The organism is Lacibacter sp. (assembly GCF_035299325.1).
GTDB lineage: Bacteria > Bacteroidota > Bacteroidia > Chitinophagales > Chitinophagaceae > Lacibacter.
On record NZ_DATGWT010000012.1, the window covers coordinates 1 to 17,631 of the forward strand.

At 39.7% G+C, this 17,631-nt stretch carries 18 protein-coding genes; 7 read left to right on the forward strand and 11 right to left on the reverse strand.

Features of this window, described 5'->3' with window-relative positions:
- The 9 genes from VK159_RS07440 to VK159_RS07480 form a co-directional block, all read right to left on the reverse strand.
- The coding region (locus tag VK159_RS07440; RefSeq protein WP_324229498.1) for a phosphatase PAP2 family protein at window positions 1-559 on the reverse strand (559 nt) is incomplete at its 3' end.
- Between the two features lie 13 nt (window positions 560-572).
- Window positions 573-1,094: a class IV adenylate cyclase gene (cyaB, locus tag VK159_RS07445; protein WP_324229499.1), complete on the reverse strand. Its 522-nt coding sequence runs from the start codon at window positions 1,092-1,094 to the stop codon at window positions 573-575.
- A 56-nt stretch (window positions 1,095-1,150) separates the two neighbouring features.
- On the reverse strand, window positions 1,151-1,597 hold the full coding sequence (locus VK159_RS07450) for a hypothetical protein (RefSeq protein ID WP_324229500.1): 447 nt from the start codon (window positions 1,595-1,597) through the stop codon (window positions 1,151-1,153).
- Between the two features lie 153 nt (window positions 1,598-1,750).
- The gene (locus VK159_RS07455) at window positions 1,751-2,563 is read right to left on the reverse strand and encodes a M48 family metallopeptidase (RefSeq protein ID WP_324229501.1); all 813 of its coding nucleotides are present in this window, start codon (window positions 2,561-2,563) and stop codon (window positions 1,751-1,753) included.
- Window positions 2,564-2,638: 75 nt separating this feature from the next.
- Entirely contained in the window at window positions 2,639-3,265 is a 627-nt protein-coding gene (gene plsY, locus VK159_RS07460) for a glycerol-3-phosphate 1-O-acyltransferase PlsY (protein WP_324229502.1), read from the reverse strand.
- Between the two features lies 1 nt (window position 3,266).
- Window positions 3,267-4,085, reverse strand: a complete 819-nt coding sequence (gene prmA / locus VK159_RS07465) for a 50S ribosomal protein L11 methyltransferase (RefSeq protein WP_324229503.1) — start codon at window positions 4,083-4,085, stop codon at window positions 3,267-3,269.
- Between the two features lie 135 nt (window positions 4,086-4,220).
- Window positions 4,221-6,398 carry a polyribonucleotide nucleotidyltransferase gene (gene pnp / locus VK159_RS07470; protein WP_324229504.1) on the reverse strand — a complete coding sequence of 726 codons (2,178 nt, stop codon included), beginning with the start codon at window positions 6,396-6,398 and terminating at the stop codon, window positions 4,221-4,223.
- A gap of 157 nt (window positions 6,399-6,555) precedes the next feature.
- A complete protein-coding gene (gene rpsO / locus VK159_RS07475; protein WP_324229505.1) occupies window positions 6,556-6,828 on the reverse strand; it encodes a 30S ribosomal protein S15 in 273 nt (90 codons plus the stop codon).
- An 85-nt stretch (window positions 6,829-6,913) separates the two neighbouring features.
- Window positions 6,914-7,384 carry a nuclear transport factor 2 family protein gene (locus VK159_RS07480; protein ID WP_324229506.1) on the reverse strand — a complete coding sequence of 157 codons (471 nt, stop codon included), beginning with the start codon at window positions 7,382-7,384 and terminating at the stop codon, window positions 6,914-6,916.
- A gap of 83 nt (window positions 7,385-7,467) precedes the next feature.
- Here VK159_RS07480 and VK159_RS07485 point away from each other — a divergent pair, with 83 nt between their 5' ends.
- Both VK159_RS07485 and VK159_RS07490 read left to right on the forward strand, forming a co-directional pair.
- Window positions 7,468-8,610 carry a glycosyltransferase gene (locus VK159_RS07485; protein ID WP_324229507.1) on the forward strand — a complete coding sequence of 381 codons (1,143 nt, stop codon included), beginning with the start codon at window positions 7,468-7,470 and terminating at the stop codon, window positions 8,608-8,610.
- Window positions 8,603-9,721 (forward strand): glycosyltransferase, encoded by a 1,119-nt coding sequence (locus VK159_RS07490; protein WP_324229508.1) that lies wholly within the window; start codon window positions 8,603-8,605, stop codon window positions 9,719-9,721. Before VK159_RS07485 ends, VK159_RS07490 begins: the two co-directional genes overlap by 8 nt.
- Here the strand turns inward: VK159_RS07490 and VK159_RS07495 are convergent.
- Entirely contained in the window at window positions 9,702-10,388 is a 687-nt protein-coding gene (locus VK159_RS07495) for a cell division ATP-binding protein FtsE (protein WP_324229509.1), read from the reverse strand. The genes VK159_RS07490 and VK159_RS07495 overlap by 20 nt on opposite strands.
- A gap of 60 nt (window positions 10,389-10,448) precedes the next feature.
- On the opposite strand from VK159_RS07495, the gene VK159_RS07500 reads away from it, so the two are divergent.
- The 3 genes from VK159_RS07500 (at window position 10,449) to VK159_RS07510 (ending at window position 13,781) form a co-directional block, all read left to right on the forward strand.
- Window positions 10,449-10,856, forward strand: coding sequence for a GldM family protein (locus VK159_RS07500; RefSeq protein ID WP_324229510.1), 408 nt, complete (start codon window positions 10,449-10,451; stop codon window positions 10,854-10,856).
- A gap of 79 nt (window positions 10,857-10,935) precedes the next feature.
- On the forward strand, window positions 10,936-11,307 hold the full coding sequence (locus VK159_RS07505; protein ID WP_324229511.1) for a BlaI/MecI/CopY family transcriptional regulator: 372 nt from the start codon (window positions 10,936-10,938) through the stop codon (window positions 11,305-11,307).
- Window positions 11,308-11,702: 395 nt separating this feature from the next.
- Entirely contained in the window at window positions 11,703-13,781 is a 2,079-nt protein-coding gene (locus VK159_RS07510) for an N-acetylmuramoyl-L-alanine amidase (RefSeq protein WP_324229616.1), read from the forward strand.
- 1 nt (window position 13,782) lies between these two features.
- Here the strand turns inward: VK159_RS07510 and VK159_RS07515 are convergent, their stop codons facing one another.
- Complete coding sequence (locus tag VK159_RS07515; RefSeq protein ID WP_324229512.1) at window positions 13,783-14,955, reverse strand: AIR synthase related protein; 1,173 nt, start codon at window positions 14,953-14,955, stop codon at window positions 13,783-13,785.
- A 71-nt stretch (window positions 14,956-15,026) separates the two neighbouring features.
- Between VK159_RS07515 and VK159_RS07520 the strand changes: the two genes are divergently transcribed.
- Entirely contained in the window at window positions 15,027-15,962 is a 936-nt protein-coding gene (locus VK159_RS07520) for a bifunctional riboflavin kinase/FAD synthetase (RefSeq protein ID WP_324229513.1), read from the forward strand.
- A 39-nt stretch (window positions 15,963-16,001) separates the two neighbouring features.
- Window positions 16,002-17,630 (forward strand): glucose-6-phosphate isomerase, encoded by a 1,629-nt coding sequence (gene pgi / locus VK159_RS07525; RefSeq protein WP_324229514.1) that lies wholly within the window; start codon window positions 16,002-16,004, stop codon window positions 17,628-17,630.
- The last annotated feature ends 1 nt before the right edge of the window (window position 17,631 follow it).

Below are 17,631 nucleotides of genomic sequence, written 5' to 3' on the forward strand. Positions count from 1 at the left end.
CTAAAGCTGCACCTGCCAATACATCTTCGGCAAAATGTGCGCCTACATAAATACGGGAATAGCCAACAAGCACTGCTACTACAAAAAAGAAAAGTTGTACAACTTTATTTCGTGAAGCAAACGCAAGTAAACTGAAAGTTGCAAAAGCAGTTGTGGTATGGCCGCTCGGGAAACTGTTATTCCCTTTCAACAATTTATCATCTACCCGATGGATACGTTCCGGTTGTTTGAAATAAGCACCGGGTCTTGGTCTTTGTTCAAGGCGTTTAATTGTTTGCGCCAGTAATCCGCTTAATAAGAAAGAGAGTACCAGAAGTAATCCAAGTTTACGTTTACCAACAAGAAATAAAATAACGCCCAGCGCTGCCATAAAAATACCGTCACCGATGTAGGTGAAATATTTCAACACAACATCAGCCACATCTGTATGACGGTTGTTGAGCGCCAGAAACATCTGTTCTTTATTCCAATAGAACAAAGCAGCTCCACCCAGCAACAACAGCAAGAGTGTTGCGTATGTAAAAAGATTGCGTAGGGGATGATTGTATTTCCAGTTCATACCTATTACAAAACTAAGATTGATTCATCAACAGATCACTGTAAGAATGCGTTAAAAGATCGTCCTCACCTATTTGAAACTGCTGCAAATAAAAGTAGCATTGTTCTTTTATTTTCTCAAGACCAAGATTGCCGTCTGTATCAATGGCTTCAATTTCTACAAAACTGCCAAGCCCTTCCACTTCATCAATATGGAATTTCACATTGTCGATGAAATAGATCTCACGCTTCTTCTTCACCACTACTTTTACGCCATGAGCTTTTATTAAGATTTCTTTCAACTGATCAGCATTGTTATCGAGCGGCAATAATTTCACTTCGCTCAATTTAGGGCCGGCTTTGTTTTCACGATTGTAATAAATAAGTGCATTTTCAATTGGCCCTTGCCTCATTTTTAACCGACCATTGTTTGTGTTGAAATAAGTATCGGTTTGATCATCTACACCAATGAACCGTGCCTTTTGCTGTTGCAGGTAATTTCGGATTGAAGCAGTGTTGGCACAGTGTGCTTTTATTTCGATATTCTGATGACTCATGTAAACTAAAAAGCCGCCTTTTCAGACGGCTAGTGTAATTAGTTGGTGAACCGGATTTAAGCTTCAGCTGGAGTTAACCTTGAAGTTCTGTTTGTTCTGGTTGGTTTTGGAGCTAACGCAATTGCATGTTCAAAACGCATTGCTGTCCAAACATGATCCAACACTACTTCTTCTGAAGTTTCAAATCCGCACTGGCAAACAAATTGCCAGCTTCCATCACGGTTTAAATCACTCACAATTTTGGAAGCAGATTTAGGATAAGCTACCCAGAATTTGGCATTAGGGCCCAACGCCGGTAACACTTCCTTTAAGATTCCGTTTAATTGATTCTGATTTACCGCAAAGATCAGGGCGAAATCGATCTTCTTACTACGCAGCAACGGAGTAACATTCTTGGCGAATGATAACTTTACAAATTGCTTTTCGATTGAAGAGGGTAACCCCTGGATTAATAAGTTCTTTTCTTCGTTCAATTGGAGTTTTTCCAAGAGAGAAATAGACATGCCAATGTAAATTTTGATGAGAACTAAAGTGGATGGCAAAGGTAGACTTTTTTTACCATTTCTAAAGGTCGTTAGCTAAAAATTTTAAAAAGAAGCCATTTAAAAAGCCTGGCCAAATGGCCAGGCTTTTTAACTCAACAACTTATAAATCAATTATTTACCTATAGGTTTATAATAAGGCATGGCCTCTTTTACATATTGCTGCATTTTGTTGATACGTGTTTCATCTGAGGGGTGCGTGCTTAAGATCTCAGGTGGTTTTTGCCCACCGCCCGCTTTTGCCATGCGTTGCCAGAAAGGAACAGCCTCCTGTGGGTTATAACCGGCCATTGCTGCAAAACGTAACCCAAACTGATCAGCTTCCAACTCCTGTTTACGGGAGAATGGTAAGGTTCCTCCTACCGTTGAACCGATGCCATAAGCCGTCATAAACAGGTTTTGTGTTTCAGCAGGTTTATTTGCAACTGCCACTGATAAAGCAACACCACCTAACTGCTGCACTAAGCCCTGACTCATGCGTTCGTTACCATGCAGAGCAATGGCGTGTGCAATCTCATGCCCCATTACCACCGCCAGTGCCGCTTCATTTTGTGTAACCGGCAACAGACCTGTGTATGCCACCACTTTACCACCAGGCATACACCATGCGTTTACTTCTTTATTGTCGATGAGATTAAATTCCCATTTGTAACCATCAAGAATATCTGACTTACCCTGTTGCTGCAAATAACTGGTGATGGCTGCGGCTATGCGTGTACCAACACGACGCACCATTTCTGCATCTTTATTTACGCTTACAGACACTACTTTACTTTCGGCAAGAAATTGCTGGTACTGCTGGGTTGCCATTGCCTGCAGATCTCTTTCAGGTAGTAACTTGAGTTGACTACGTCCTGTGATCTGGTTTTTTGCACAACCAACCATCAGGGCCGTTACTACGATAAATGAGCTTAGTATCTTTTTCATCTTATGTTTATTTTTCTTATTGATTTCAATTTACGTACCAAGTTTAAAACTGATACTTTGCAAAGAACGTTAAGATTATTTTTTCTTACGCAACCCTTTGAATTTATTTTCAGTCCCGGCAATTAACCGTTTAATATTCGAACGATGCATTACAATTACAAGCAACGCTGCAATCACTGAAAACCAACGCATATATACATTTGTTTCTTTTACTGCAAACCATACACATGCTGCAAAAACAATAACGGCAATGATGGAGCCAAGTGAAATATACTTTGTTAAAAAAACAACTACCATGAACACTCCAATGCTGATGAGTGCTGTCCACGGTTGTATTGCTAATACCACGCCAAACAAAGTTGCAACACCTTTCCCTCCCCTGAAACCTGCAAATACCGGGAATATATGCCCTGCTACTGCCAGCAATCCAAATATCAATTTCCAGAATGTGAGTTCACCACTCAACCAATCAGACGAGTGAACCGCATGTGCAAGTTGCACTGCTGCTATTCCTTTTCCCATATCAATCACCAATACAATAATACCCCATACGGAACCAAGCACACGAAAGGTATTGGATGCCCCCATGTTCTTACTGCCATGTTCACGGATATCGATATTAAAAAAAAGTTTACCGATCCAGTAGGCTGTGGGAATTGAACCGATGAGATAAGCAGATATAATGAGCAGCAACAAATTCATGTTAACTTAATTTCTGAAATAACAATGCGCTCCAGTTGTTTCTGTCGGATGCAGTTATCAATTGAAGTTGATGAGTATTTGCTGCATCAATGAGCAATTGATTTTCCTCTTTATAAAAACCACTGATGATGACAGAACCTCCTTTGCTGAGCGATGCAGCCATCGTTCCCATGTATTGCAATAAAATATGACGATTGATATTGGCCAGTATAATATCGAATTGTTGTGTTGAAGGAACGTCTGCTTTTTGCACTGTAATGTTCCTGCAATGATTGGCTTCAACATTCTCAATTGAATTTTCAATACACCAATCATCGTTATCAACAGCCAATACAGATGATGCACCAAGCTTTTCTGCAAGGATTGCCAGCACTGCTGTACCACATCCAAAATCAAAAACAGATTTGTTGTTGAAGTCAACCCCCTGCATCAGTTTCATTACCTGCCAGGTTGTTGCATGATGACCTGTACCAAAGCTCATCTTTGGTGTGATCACAATTTCGTGTTGTACAGTTTTTATGGGTTGATGAAAATGTGCACGCACTGCAACAAACTCATCAACAATAACAGGCTCGTAACTACTCTCCCATTCTGCATTCCAGTTTTTGGGTGCAATTACTTCCTTCGTGTACTCAACACCGAAAGGCTTGACCAGCTGATTCAACTGATCTTCGTTGTATGCATCTTCAGATATGTATGCGTTGAGTGCTGTACCTGTTTCTTCAAAACCATCATATCCTTCTTCACTTAACAGTGCCAGCAGAATTTCCTGTTGTTCATCATTGGCAACAGGCATTGTTATTTTGATGTAGTTATTCATAATAAAAACTGTGTAGGTATGCCCTACTTTATAAAACCCGATAATTTTTAATCAGACTGAATAAGAATGGCATACCTGATAATAAAAAAGTCCCGCTTTTCAGCGGGACTGTAAAGGTCATTTATTTAAATGAAATTAAAGACGCTCTTCGCCATTGTTCTCATCCTGTCTTGGTTGAACCTGCGGACGTGGTGCTGCATCTGGTTTCGGCATCAACGCTTTGCGGCTAAGTTTAAACTTACCCGTGCGTGGATCTAAACCAATCAATTTTACTTTCACTACATCACCAACATTCAATACGCCTTCCATACTGTCTAAACGTTTCCAGCTTATTTCACTAATGTGCAATAAACCTTCTTTCTTAGGCAGGAATTCAACAAAGGCGCCAAATTCTTTAATTCCTTTTACGGTTGCTTCATACACAGCACCTACTTCAGGAACCATTACAATACCTTTCACCCAAGCCACAGCTTTGTCTAAACCTGTTTTCTCTTGTGAGAAGATACTTACTTCACCGTAGTTACCTACTTCTTCAATTGTAATAGTAGTGCCTGTTTCACGCTGAATTTCCTGGATCACTTTACCACCGGGTCCGATCACTGCACCAATAAATTCTTTATCGATGATCAGTTTCTCCATACGTGGCGCATGTGGTTTCACCTCAGGACGTGCTTCTGCTATACACTCATACATTGCATCAAGAATGTGTAGGCGACCTGCTTTTGCCTGGTTCAATGCTTCACGCATTACATCCATGCTTAAGCCATCAACTTTAATATCCATCTGCACACCGCAAATACCTTCACGTGTTCCTGTTACTTTAAAATCCATATCACCCAGATGATCTTCATCACCAAGAATATCCGTTAAGATGGCATACTTACCATCACCACGTGTAATTAATCCCATTGCAACACCACTCACGTGTTTTTGCACCGGAACACCTGCATCCATTAATGCCAATGAACCCGCACAAACAGTTGCCATAGAAGACGAACCGTTTGATTCAAGAATATCACTCACTACACGAACGGTGTATGGATATTCACTACCCGGCATCATTTGTTTTAATGAACGTTGTGCAAGCATACCATGACCAATTTCACGACGACCGGCACCACGCATCATTTTTACTTCACCTGTTGAGAACGGAGGGAAATTATAATGCAGGAAGAATTTTGAATAGTTACTGTTAGCAGCACTTTCAACCAACAACTCATCAAGCTTAGTACCTAATGTAACTGTTGTTAATGATTGTGTTTCGCCACGTGTAAACAAAGCCGAACCGTGTGGAGTTGGCAATGGTTCAATTTCCATTGCAAGCGGACGAACCTGGTCTAACTTACGGCCATCGAGACGTACACGATCTTCGAGGATCATGTCACGCACCACTTCCCACTTCAGGTCTTCGTAATATTTCTTGGCTAATTTCTTTTCAACATCTGTTGCTTCTTCACCAAGACTGGCAATTAATTCTTCTTTCAGTTTGCTGTAAGCTTCACTGCGTTCGTTCTTAGCACTGCCTGCTTTAGAAATTGCATATATTTTTTCTTTTGCAAAAGCAATCACCTTCTGGTTGATCTCTTCGTTACCTTCCGGTTTTTTGTACTCACGTTTTCCTGTAACACCTTTTGCATCTCTCAACTCAGCTTGCGCTTTAATTTGAATGCGGATAGCATCATGTGCCATTTGCAAGGCATTCACTAAATCTTCTTCACTGCATTCCTTTGCTTCACCTTCCACCATCATCAGGTTCTTTTCAGTAGCTGCAATGAGGAATTCAGAAGTAGCTCTTGACAATTGTGAACGTGTTGGGTTGATGATCATTTCACCATCAACATTGGCAATGCGCACTTCAGAAATAATTTCTTTGATGGGAATATCTGAAACAGCTAATGCAGCAGATGCAGCCAAACAAGCCAATGCATCGGGCATAACCTCTGCATCAGATGAAACGAGGCTGATCAACACCTGTACATCGCATAAATAATCCTCGGGAAATAAAGGACGTAAAGCACGGTCAACCAAACGACTGGTAAGAACTTCATAATCGTTCAATCTTGCTTCACGTTTAAAAAATGAACCGGGTATACGACCGGCAGAAGCGAATTTTTCCTGGTAGTCTACTGACAACGGGAAGAAATCCTGACCTTCTCTTGGTTCTTTATTGGCTACAACTGTTGCCAGGATAATACAATTGCCTTGGCGAACAGTAACAGCACCATCGGCCTGGCGGGCAAGCTTACCGGTTTCAATGGTAACAATGCGGCCACCACCCAGATCGAATGACTTACTGATAGGTTGTGATAACATAGAACATGTTGTTTGTGAATTGACAAGCAGGCAGGCGGGAAGAAAGCCGTACAGGCAATTCTGTGATAAATTGATTGAAGGGAGAAACCTGTAAGAAAAACAAAATTCCCAACCGCATTAAATGTGTTGGGAATAATGATTTATTACATAGCCGTAATTATTTACGGAGTCCGAGTTTCTCAAGTAATGCACGGTAACCCTGGAGGTTAGTTTTGCTCAGGTAACTGAGTAAACTTTTACGCTCACCTACCAGTTTCATCAAACCACGGTTAGTAGAGAAATCTTTTTTGTTCTCTTTCTGGTGAGTGGCGATGTGGTTGATACGCTCAGTAAGAAGAGCGATCTGTCCTTCAATAGAACCGGTGTTTTTTTCTGATCCACCGTAAGTTGCAAAAATGCTTGCTTTTTTTTCTTTTGTAATTGCTGACATCTCAGATTTTTTTAATTTACATCCAAATTTTTCATCTATAAATTGGCGGCAAAGGTAGGGGAAAAGTCTGTGAAATTGCTACATCTCAGGCCGAAAAATTCCGGGAAAGATAGCGATTGAGGCCTTCCCGGGCTGTTTTTTGAACATTTTTCCTGAAAAAAGAGGTGCCGCCCAGCAATTTCCCTTTGATGCCCATGGCCTGACCAGCCCATTTATGCAAGTTAAAACTATCGGTATGGCGGTAGATCTTACCATCTTTAAACTCAAATTCGGCATGAATACGGTTGATGACCCGGCGGCCTGTGGCTGAAAAAATGTACACCGCCACCCAATCGGCACTGCCTGTCTGTTCATTTGCCTGTACATGGCTGAACGTAATTTCCATCTCCCCTTTGCTTCGTTCAATCAGCATCTTCCACATCGCCGGCACTTCTTTTCCCTTCAGACCAATAAATACCTCGTCGGTAAATTCGGCTTCGGGGTGGTAACATTCTGCCATTGTTTGAGCATCACCACGACCGAATGCTGTATAAAAACGTGAAATGAGTTCTTGCATAATAAATTGTTTATTAAAATCAACTGCAAATCAAGAGTAAGATAAACATTCATTTGAACTATCTTGGCAGCTAAATTTTCTGCTTGGCAAGTATAATCTGTACAGTAACCAATGACCTTACCTACGATCAGCGTATGATCCGTATCTGTACAACGCTTGCCCAACAAGGACATACGGTAACACTTGTAGGACGTAAGTTGAAACAATCAGCAGCATTACAACAACAGGCATTTCAGCAAAAAAGACTGTATTGCTTTTTTACCAAGGGACCTTTATTTTATGCAGAATATAACCTGCGATTATTTTTCTGGTTGCTGTTTCAAAAAGCCGATTGCATTTGTGCGATCGATCTTGACTCCATCCTCCCCTGTTTATTTGTATCGCAACTGAAAGGAAGTAAACGGGTGTACGATGCGCATGAGTTGTTTTGTGAGATGAAGGAAATTGTGACAAGACCTTCCCGCTATAAAATGTGGAAATGGATCGAACGGTTTGCTGTTCCGAAATTCAAACATGGTTATACTGTTTGCGAACCAATTGCAAGGGAGTTTGAAAAGATGTATGGCGTGAAGTATGAGGTTGTGCGTAATGTTCCTTTTGAAAAAAAATCCAAAATCCAAATTCCAAATTCCAAGGGACAAGGAACAAGGGATAAGGAACAAGAAACTTCAAACTACAAACCACAAACTTTCTTTCTCTATCAAGGTGCCGTAAATGAAGGCCGCAGTTTTGAAACATTGATTCCTGCCATGAAACAGGTGGATGTGCATTTGCACATTTATGGAGATGGTAATTTCATTGAGCAGACGAAAAATTTAATTGCCTCCAATCATTTACAGGATAAAGTGTTGTTTAAAGGAAAACTAAAACCTGCAGAGTTGAGTGACATTACTGCCACTGCTTATGCCGGTATTACGCTGTTTGAAAATAATGGCCTAAGTAATTATCTCTCACTTGCCAACCGTTTTTTCGATTATATACAGGCCGGTATTCCACAATTATGTGTTGATTACCCTGCTTACAGGCAGATCAATGATCGATTTGCTGTTGCATTGCTGATACCAGATACAAATGAGGAAACCATTGCAAAAGGTTTAAACCTTTTACTGAGTGATGCTGTTCTATATGCACAACTGAAAGAGAACTGTAAACAGGCTGCAGAACTATTAAACTGGCAGGAAGAAGAAAAAATATTAATTCATTTTTACAAAGAGCTACTTGGATAAACATTTACATATCGTTTCGTTTGATGTTCCTTATCCCGCCGATTATGGCGGTATTGTTGATGTGTTCTGTAAAATAAAAGCCTTGCATGAACTGGGCGTTAAAGTTCACCTGCATTGCTTTGAATATGGACGTGGAGAACAACCTGAGCTGGGAAAATATTGCACAGAAATACATTACTATCCACGGCAGGAAGGCCATAAAGGATTTTCGCTGCAACTTCCTTACATTGTTGCTTCACGCAATGATGAAGAATTATGGAAACGTTTAAATGCTGATGATCATCCTGTTTTATTTGAAGGCGTGCATTGTACCTATGGTATTTCAAACGGAGCCATCACAAAAAAGAATATTGCGATACGGCTGCATAATACCGAGTTTCAATATTATAAGCAATTAGGCAAATGGGAATCTTCATTGGTACGTAAAGCTTATATGAACCATGAAAGCCGCTTACTGAAACGTTATGAAGAAAAATTAAAAGACCATCTTATTCTTTCATTGTCACAGGAAGATTGCACAACCTATCGTAAACTATTCAAAGCAACCAACATCCACTACCTGCCTGCTTTTATTCCAAACAGTATGGTTACGAGTAAAACGGGCAAAGGCAATTTCATTCTCTATCATGGGAACTTATCTGTAGCGGAAAATGAGAAAACAGCTACCTGGTTACTGGAGAAAATTTTCAGAGATCTTGACATACCGTTTGTCATTGCAGGAAAAAATCCGTCGGATAAACTGGTTGAGCTTTCTCATAAATGGCCACACACCTGTATTGTTGCAAATCCAAGTGAAACAGAATTGAATGATCTTATACAGAAAGCACAGCTGCATATTCTTCCATCGTTCACACAATCGGGAATTAAATTAAAGTTGCTCAATGCTTTATTTAAAGGCCGTCATGTATTAGCGAACGATGCCATGATCAACGGCACAGGACTTGAACGGGCTTGTCAGAAAGCAAATAACACCACTGAATTCAAGTATCATGCGTTCCGTTTATTTCATAAAGAATTTACGGATGATGATATCCAGCTGAGAGAAGGACTGTTGCAGCAACAGTTCAACAATAAAACAAATGCAATGGAGCTTATGCGTGTTCTACAGTAGCATTATCCCATACTTTGCCGGCTTCTGTTTTCACCATACGTGCAGGGAATTTTTTGATCACCATAAAATCATGTGTTGCCATGATAACCGTTGTGTTATAATCTTTGGCTACCTGTATCAGCAGGTTCATGATCTCATCGCTTGTTTCGGGGTCGAGATTACCCGTAGGCTCATCGGCCAATATTAATTTCGGAGAGTTGAGTAAAGCACGTGCAATATCAACACGTTGCTGTTCGCCACCACTCATTTCAAAGGTCATTTTAAATCCTTTCGATTTCAACCCAACTTTATCCAACACATCATTGATCTTTTCTTCCATCAGGTTTTCATCTTTCCAGCCTGTTGCCTTCAACACAAATTTTAAATTCTCATGCACGTTACGATCAGTGAGCAATTGAAAATCCTGGAACACAACACCAAGACTACGACGAAGGAATGGAACTTTTTTCCAATCCATTTCACGCAGGTTAAAGCCAGCTACAGTAGCTTCTCCTTCGGTTAAAGCTAATTCACCATACAATGTTTTCAATAACGATGATTTACCTGTTCCTGTTTTACCAACGAGATAGACAAACTCTCCCTGGTTCACTGTAAGATTCACATCACTGAGAATAAGGTTTCCGCTCTGGTATATGTTAACATTCTTTATTTCTACTATTGGAGGCATTCTTTTTAGCTTTTGGCAAAAGTATGTAAATTAGAATCAAATAAAAGCTTCCTGCAAATCATGAAAAACATATTAACGCTGCTTTTACTGATTTCGATCAACCATGTATTTGCACAAACAACCAGTTCCGGCACAGTCTCGCAAACAATAAAAGACCCTGTTGCATCAGTTGCCGGATCATCGGGTGGAAAACTAGCAGCAACAATTTTTAAGGCTGCAAAAAAGATAGACGTGAAGGGCATTGATACTTCTGCAGCAGTAACTTCTTACACAATTTATTTTCAAGGCAAAGGTTTTGAAACAGCACCGGGTATGTTAGATAACATCAAAGGCAATCTTTTTACGAAAGATGTGGCCCGTTTACTTGCAAGATGTGTTCCCGGTACCACCGTTACCATTGACGATATAAAAGTTCTATCCGGTGACGTTATCAAAAAGGTTCCATCACTCCATTTTATTCTTCAATAACAGGTATCAATTTCCCGTAAAAAACTCTTTAACTAAATTTTTAGTTGTTAAACTAATTTTTTAGTTATACATTCGGTTTATGAATACGGAAAAACTAAAACCGCTTACGAAAGCTGAAGAACAGGTGATGCAGATCATTTGGAAACTCAACAAAGCTTTTTTGAGAGAGATCGTGGATGCAATGCCACTTCCCAAGCCACATCAAAATACCGTGGCAACGATTCTTAAAATTCTGATCGATAAAAAATATGTGAAGGCCGATGTGATTGGCCGTATGCATCAATACTACCCTGCCGTTTCAAAAGATCTTTATTCGAAAGCCAGTATGAAAAACCTGGTGAAAGGATATTTTGAAGGATCGTTTAAAGATGCTGTTTCATTTATGGTAAAAGAAAACAACCTGAGTATTGAAGAACTGGAGCTTCTATTGCAAACACTGAAAAAGAAATAACCATGACCGCCTTTGCTGAATACCTGTTGAAAGTAATGATTTGTTCCGGTGTATTAACCGGCTATTACTGGCTTGCACTTCGCAATAAATTATTTCACAGCTGGAACCGGTTTTATTTATTGGCAGTTGTTGTTACATCGCTGTTGTTACCATTTGTCAAGATCAGTTTTACAACGGAGCCCCAACCGGATAATTTACCGGCCTATAGCATTCTACAAACTGTTACTACCAATGATGATTGGTTTCCCGAACCAACAGTTGCCGAACCCGAAACATTTACCAAAGAGCAAATAAGTATTCTCTTATACACGCTTGTTTCACTTGTACTTTTTACAGCTCTTTTATTAACACTGTTACGTATTAAAAAACTGATCACTGCTTATGAGCATTGGAAAATGAAAGACCTCACGTTTGTTGATACCGATGCAAAGGGCACACCGTTCTCATTTCTTCATTACATTTTCTGGAACAGGAAAATTGATTTTGAATCAGCACAGGGACAACAAATATTTAAACATGAACTGATTCATGTAAAAGAAAAACACAGCGTAGATAAATTATTCCTGCAACTTGTATTAATTGTATTCTGGATCAACCCCTTCTTTTGGATCATTCGGAAAGAATTAACTATGATCCACGAATTTATTGCCGACCGAAAATCAGTAAAGGACAGCGATGCTTCTGCACTTGCAGCCATGATCCTTACTGCTGCATTTCCCGGCCACACCTTATCGCTCACCAATCCATTTTTTTATTCACCTATTAAACGAAGACTCCTTATGCTTTCCAAACTTCAAAACCCGAAAGTAGGCTACATCAGTCGCTTACTGTTACTGCCGTTGCTAACCATTTTATTTACTGCGTTTGCTTTAAAAATTAAAGAGAAGGATGCTACTTCTCGTATCCCACTATTAGAAAGATCATTGACGGTTGTAATTGACGCCGGGCATGGACTGAACGAAAGCAAACCCCATGGAGCTATTGGCTTAAATGGAATATCGGAAGATGAGATAGCATTGGCGATTTCAAAAAAAATTGAACAACTGAATACAGATAAAAATCTGAAATTAATTTTTACAAGGAAAGATGAAAGCTACATTGATGCAAATGAACGTGTGAAAATAACATCAGAAAACAGTGCTGATCTATTCATTTCCATCCATGCGTCATTTGTACCACCACTTAAAAAGGATGGTAAAGAAATTGAGAACCCGGCAAATGGGTTTGAGCTATATGTTGCAAAAGAAGGAACATCCAACTTAGAACAAAGTAAAACACTAGGATCGTCTATTATCAATGAAATGAAAACGATCATAGCTATCAGAGAGCCGGCAATAAAGCAAAGGCAAACGGGCATTTTTGTATTAACTGCTGTTCCTTGCCCAGCGGTACTGCTCGAATGTGGTTTTGTTTCAAATTCAAAAGATATAGCCTTTCTTACCAATGAAAAGAACCAGGAGAAAATTGCAGAAGCGGTATTGAAAGGGATTGTGAATTATGCAACTGCAAAGCATCAAAATACGGCAACCACTTTACATACCTCGCCAATAACAAAAGACACATTACCAAAGACCGAAATTGTAATTCCTCAAGGCACTCCAATTTTTACCAAAGCTGAAATAATGCCAGCATTCCCTGGAGGCGAAAATGCATGGAACAGATACATGGAAAAAATAATAAGAGAAAATATCGATGCTTTAACGAAAGAAGGTAAGGAAGGGATGTGTGAGGTAGAATTTATTGTTACGCCCGAAGGCTTTGTTAATAAAGTAAAAGCGAAAACGATGCAGAACACAAAACTTGCAGAAGTTTTTATTGAATCAATTAAAAAGGGACCCACGTGGATTCCTGCAACACAAAACGGAAGAAAGGTACATTGTTGGTCTACGCAAAAACTAACCTTACGTTTGCCTGTCAGTAAAAATGCCCCGATTTCCGTTGCAAATGCGTATATGCAAAATTTATTCATCGGTATAGATAATCCTTTGGTTATATCAATGGGCAACACCCCTGGAATTCAGTTACAAGTCACGTCAAACAATGGCACAGTAACTAAATTAAATGGCACATGGGTGGCACGACCATCCTTTGCAGGAAAAGCAACTATTACCGTTACAGATCCAAAATCAAATCAAGAAGCAAAGGTTATTTTTACTGTGAAGGAGTTGGCTGTTCCTGTTATAACCTTGGGAGATTCAAAAGGCGGCAGGATTGCAGCAAATAAAATCACGGAGTCAAAACAACTGACGATCGATGAGGACTGGGAAATAGCAAACTATACTATGTATTTTACGGGAAAAGGATTTGATAATCCATATTTTATAGCTGCAAATAAGTCACCTGAATTTAATAAAAGTGTACTTGAAGCTATCGCAAAATGTCAACCTGGTACAACTATCGTAATTGATGAAATAATAATTAAGCAAGGAAATACTAAAAAAACATCCGCCCCCCTTGCTTTCAATCTCTATTAAATCAAAACATTAATTCTTCATCCTTCAACTTAATCACTAACTCTTTTTTCTCACTCTCCTCTACCATGCCAATTACCTGTGCATCTACACCAAACGATTTTGAGATGTTGATCAATGTATCAGCATCTTTTTCATTTGTATAGATCTCAAGTCTTGTACCCATGTTAAACACTTGGTACATTTCACGTGCATCAGCACCGGATGCATCTTTGATCAAATCAAAAATTATCGGCGGCGTAAAGAGATTGTCCTTCACGATCTTCATGGGACCCGGTAAATATTTCATACACTTGGTTTGTCCACCACCGCTGCAATGGATCAAGCCATGAACTGCATCAAAATGATTTTGTAATATTTCTTTCAGTACCGGCGCAAATGTTCTTGTAGGTGATAACAGCAAGCGACCGATCAATGAAGTTTCACCATTGGGTAATTGTACTTCATCAGCCAAACGATGTTTACCAATGTACACCACATCATCATGCAACTTCGATTCAAATGTTTCAGGGAAATGATGCGCATAATATTTTTCTAATACATCATGTCTTGCACTTGTTAAACCATTACTGCCCAAACCACTGTTGTATGATGTTTCATAGTTCGCCTGTCCAAATCCTGCCAAACCAACAATCACATCACCGGCTTTGATCTTATCATTGCTGATCACTTTATTCTTTGGCCAACGTGCTGTCATAGTTCCGTTCACAGCAATGGTACGCACCACATCACCCACATCAGCCGTTTCACCACCCAGGTAATGAATATTCACACCATACTCTTTCAGCTGTGCAAACAAATCAGCAGAACCATGAATGATCTGCTCCAGCACTTCACCGGGAATGAGTGTTTTGTTACGATCGACAGTTGAAGAGAATAAAATATTATCGTAGATACCAACGCAAAGCAGATCATCAAGATTCATCACAATTGCATCCTGCGCAATCCCTTTCCAAATGGAAGCATTACCTGTCTCTTTCCAATATAAATAAGCAAGAATACTTTTGGTTCCGGCACCATCAGCGTGGGTGACGTTCACCCAATCAGCATCGCCACCCAAATAATCGGGATAGAGTTTGCAAAAAGCATGGGGGTATAATCCCTGGTCGAGATGTTCTACTGCCTTATGTACTTCTTCCTTTTGTGCCGAAACGCCCCGTTTATTGTATAATGACATGCCGCTTTGTTTATGAGCGGCAAAACTAACACTTCCACACTTCAAATGTGTTACTTTTGTGCCTTCAAATTATGAAGGTTTACAGAAGTTTGCAGCAGTTGCCCGTTTTTACGAACGCCGTTGTTACAATCGGCACTTTCGATGGTGTGCATCTTGGTCACCAGCAAATCATCGGGCAATTATGTGCCGAAGCAAAGGAAAATGGAGGCGAATCTGTCCTCATCAGCTTTTATCCACATCCCCGTAAAATTGTTCAGCCCGATCGGTATGTTGCTGAACTAACTACACTTGAAGAGCGTATAGAATTATTAAAACAGCAAGGATTAGATAATCTTGTGGTGGTTCCTTTCAACAAAGAATTTTCAGAGCAAACTGCCCAGCAATACATTAAGAATTTCCTGGTCGATCGGTTTCATCCATCACTCATCATTATTGGTTACGATCATAAGTTTGGTAACAACCGTGAAGGCGATTATCGTTTGCTCGAGCAAATGGGTGAGCAGTATAATTATGTAGTAAAAGAAATTCCGCAACAGCTCAGGAATGAAGTAATTGTAAGTTCAACTAAAATACGGGACGCAATCGGCAAAGGAGAAATAGAGAAAGCCAATCAACTGTTAGGTTATACTTATTTCTTTCGTGGATATGTGGTTGAAGGAAATAAACTTGGCCGTAAGTTGGGCTACCCTACTGCTAATTTGCAGATACAGGATGCCGATAAATTAGTACCTGCCAACGGCGTATATGCAGTGCAGGCACAGGTAGAAGGTGAACCAAGAATACTGATGGGTATGATGAATATTGGCACAAGACCTACTGTTGATGGCACACAAAAAACAATTGAAGTAAATCTGTTTGATTTTGCAGAAGATATTTACAACCGTCATTTGAAAGTGTTTGTAAAATATCATTTGCGTGATGAAGTGAAGTTTGACGGATTAGACAAACTGATTGAGCAACTGCACAAAGACAAAGAAGTAACGTTGAGTAAATTAGCCGACGGCTGATAAAGCAACAAACATAACATACGATAAAATTTAACTAACATGCTCTCATCGATTAACCCAACTACAACCAACGCCTGGCAACTACTTACCGCACATGCTGCACAAATGAAAAAAGTGCACATGCGTGATCTGTTTAAAGCAGATGCCAACCGTTTTAAAAAATTCAGCACTTGTGAAAATGACATGGTGTTTGATTATTCAAAGAATATCATCACTGAAGAAACCATGCAGCTATTGTTACAATTAGCTGAAGAATGCAAAGTGAAAGAAGCTATTGATAAAATGTTTGGTGGCGATGTAATCAATCAGACAGAAAAGAGAGCTGTACTGCATACCGCACTTCGTAATTTTTCTGGAAAAGAAGTTTTGGTTGATGACAAGAATGTGATGCCTGATATTAAACGTGTGTTGGAGCAAATGAAAAATTTCTGCGCCAATATTCATAGCGGCGAGTGGAAAGGTTATACTGGTAAGAAAATAAAATACATCGTCAATATTGGTATTGGTGGTAGTGATCTTGGACCGGTGATGATCACCGAAGCATTAAAGCCTTATTGGGTTGATGGGATTCAAACGTATTTTGTAAGCAATGTTGATGGAACACATATTGCTGAAACTTTGAAGAAGGTAACACCTGATGAAACACTATTCCTTATTGCTTCAAAAACATTTACCACACAAGAAACCATGACCAATGCGCACAGCGCAAGAAACTGGTTTCTGCAACATGCAAAAGACGAAGCACATGTGGCCAAACATTTTGCAGCCTTATCTACCAATGAAAAAGATGTGGTGAAATTTGGGATTGATAAAGCCAACATGTTTGAATTTTGGGATTGGGTTGGTGGTCGTTACAGTTTGTGGAGTGCAATTGGCTTATCCATTGCACTAACAATCGGCTACAACAATTTTGAAGAATTGTTGAAAGGTGCTTACCAGGCCGATGAACATTTTAAAACAGAAAGCTTCGATAAAAATATTCCGGTGATCATGGCATTGCTGGGCACTTGGTATGTAAACTTCTTTGATGCAAAAAGTGAAGCGATTCTCCCCTACGATCAATACCTGCATCGCTTCGCTGCTTATTTCCAGCAAGGCAACATGGAGAGCAATGGTAAGTATGTTGATCGCAGCGGTAATAAAGTAGATTACAGCACTGGCCCCATCATTTGGGGTGAGCCGGGTACAAATGGACAGCACTCATTCTATCAATTAATTCACCAAGGCACACATTTAATTCCTGCTGATTTTATTGCACCGGCTATCAGTCATAATCCGTTGAGCGATCATCATCCAAAACTCATGAGTAATTTCTTTGCACAAACAGAAGCACTCATGAATGGTAAATCAAAAGAAGAAGTAATTGCTGAAGGAGTAAAAGAAGAATTGATTCCGTATAAAGTATTTGAAGGTAATCGTCCAACAAACTCTATTCTTCTAAAGAAGATCACTCCATTCTCATTGGGTGAATTAGTTGCTTTATACGAGCACAAGATCTTTGTACAAGGAGTTATCTGGAATGTTTACAGTTTCGACCAATGGGGTGTTGAGCTGGGCAAACAATTAGCCAATAAAATTTTACCTGAGTTAATAACGGATGATGCAGTATCGTCGCATGATGCATCTACCAACTCACTCATCAATTTGTATAAAAACTTTCGCAAATAAG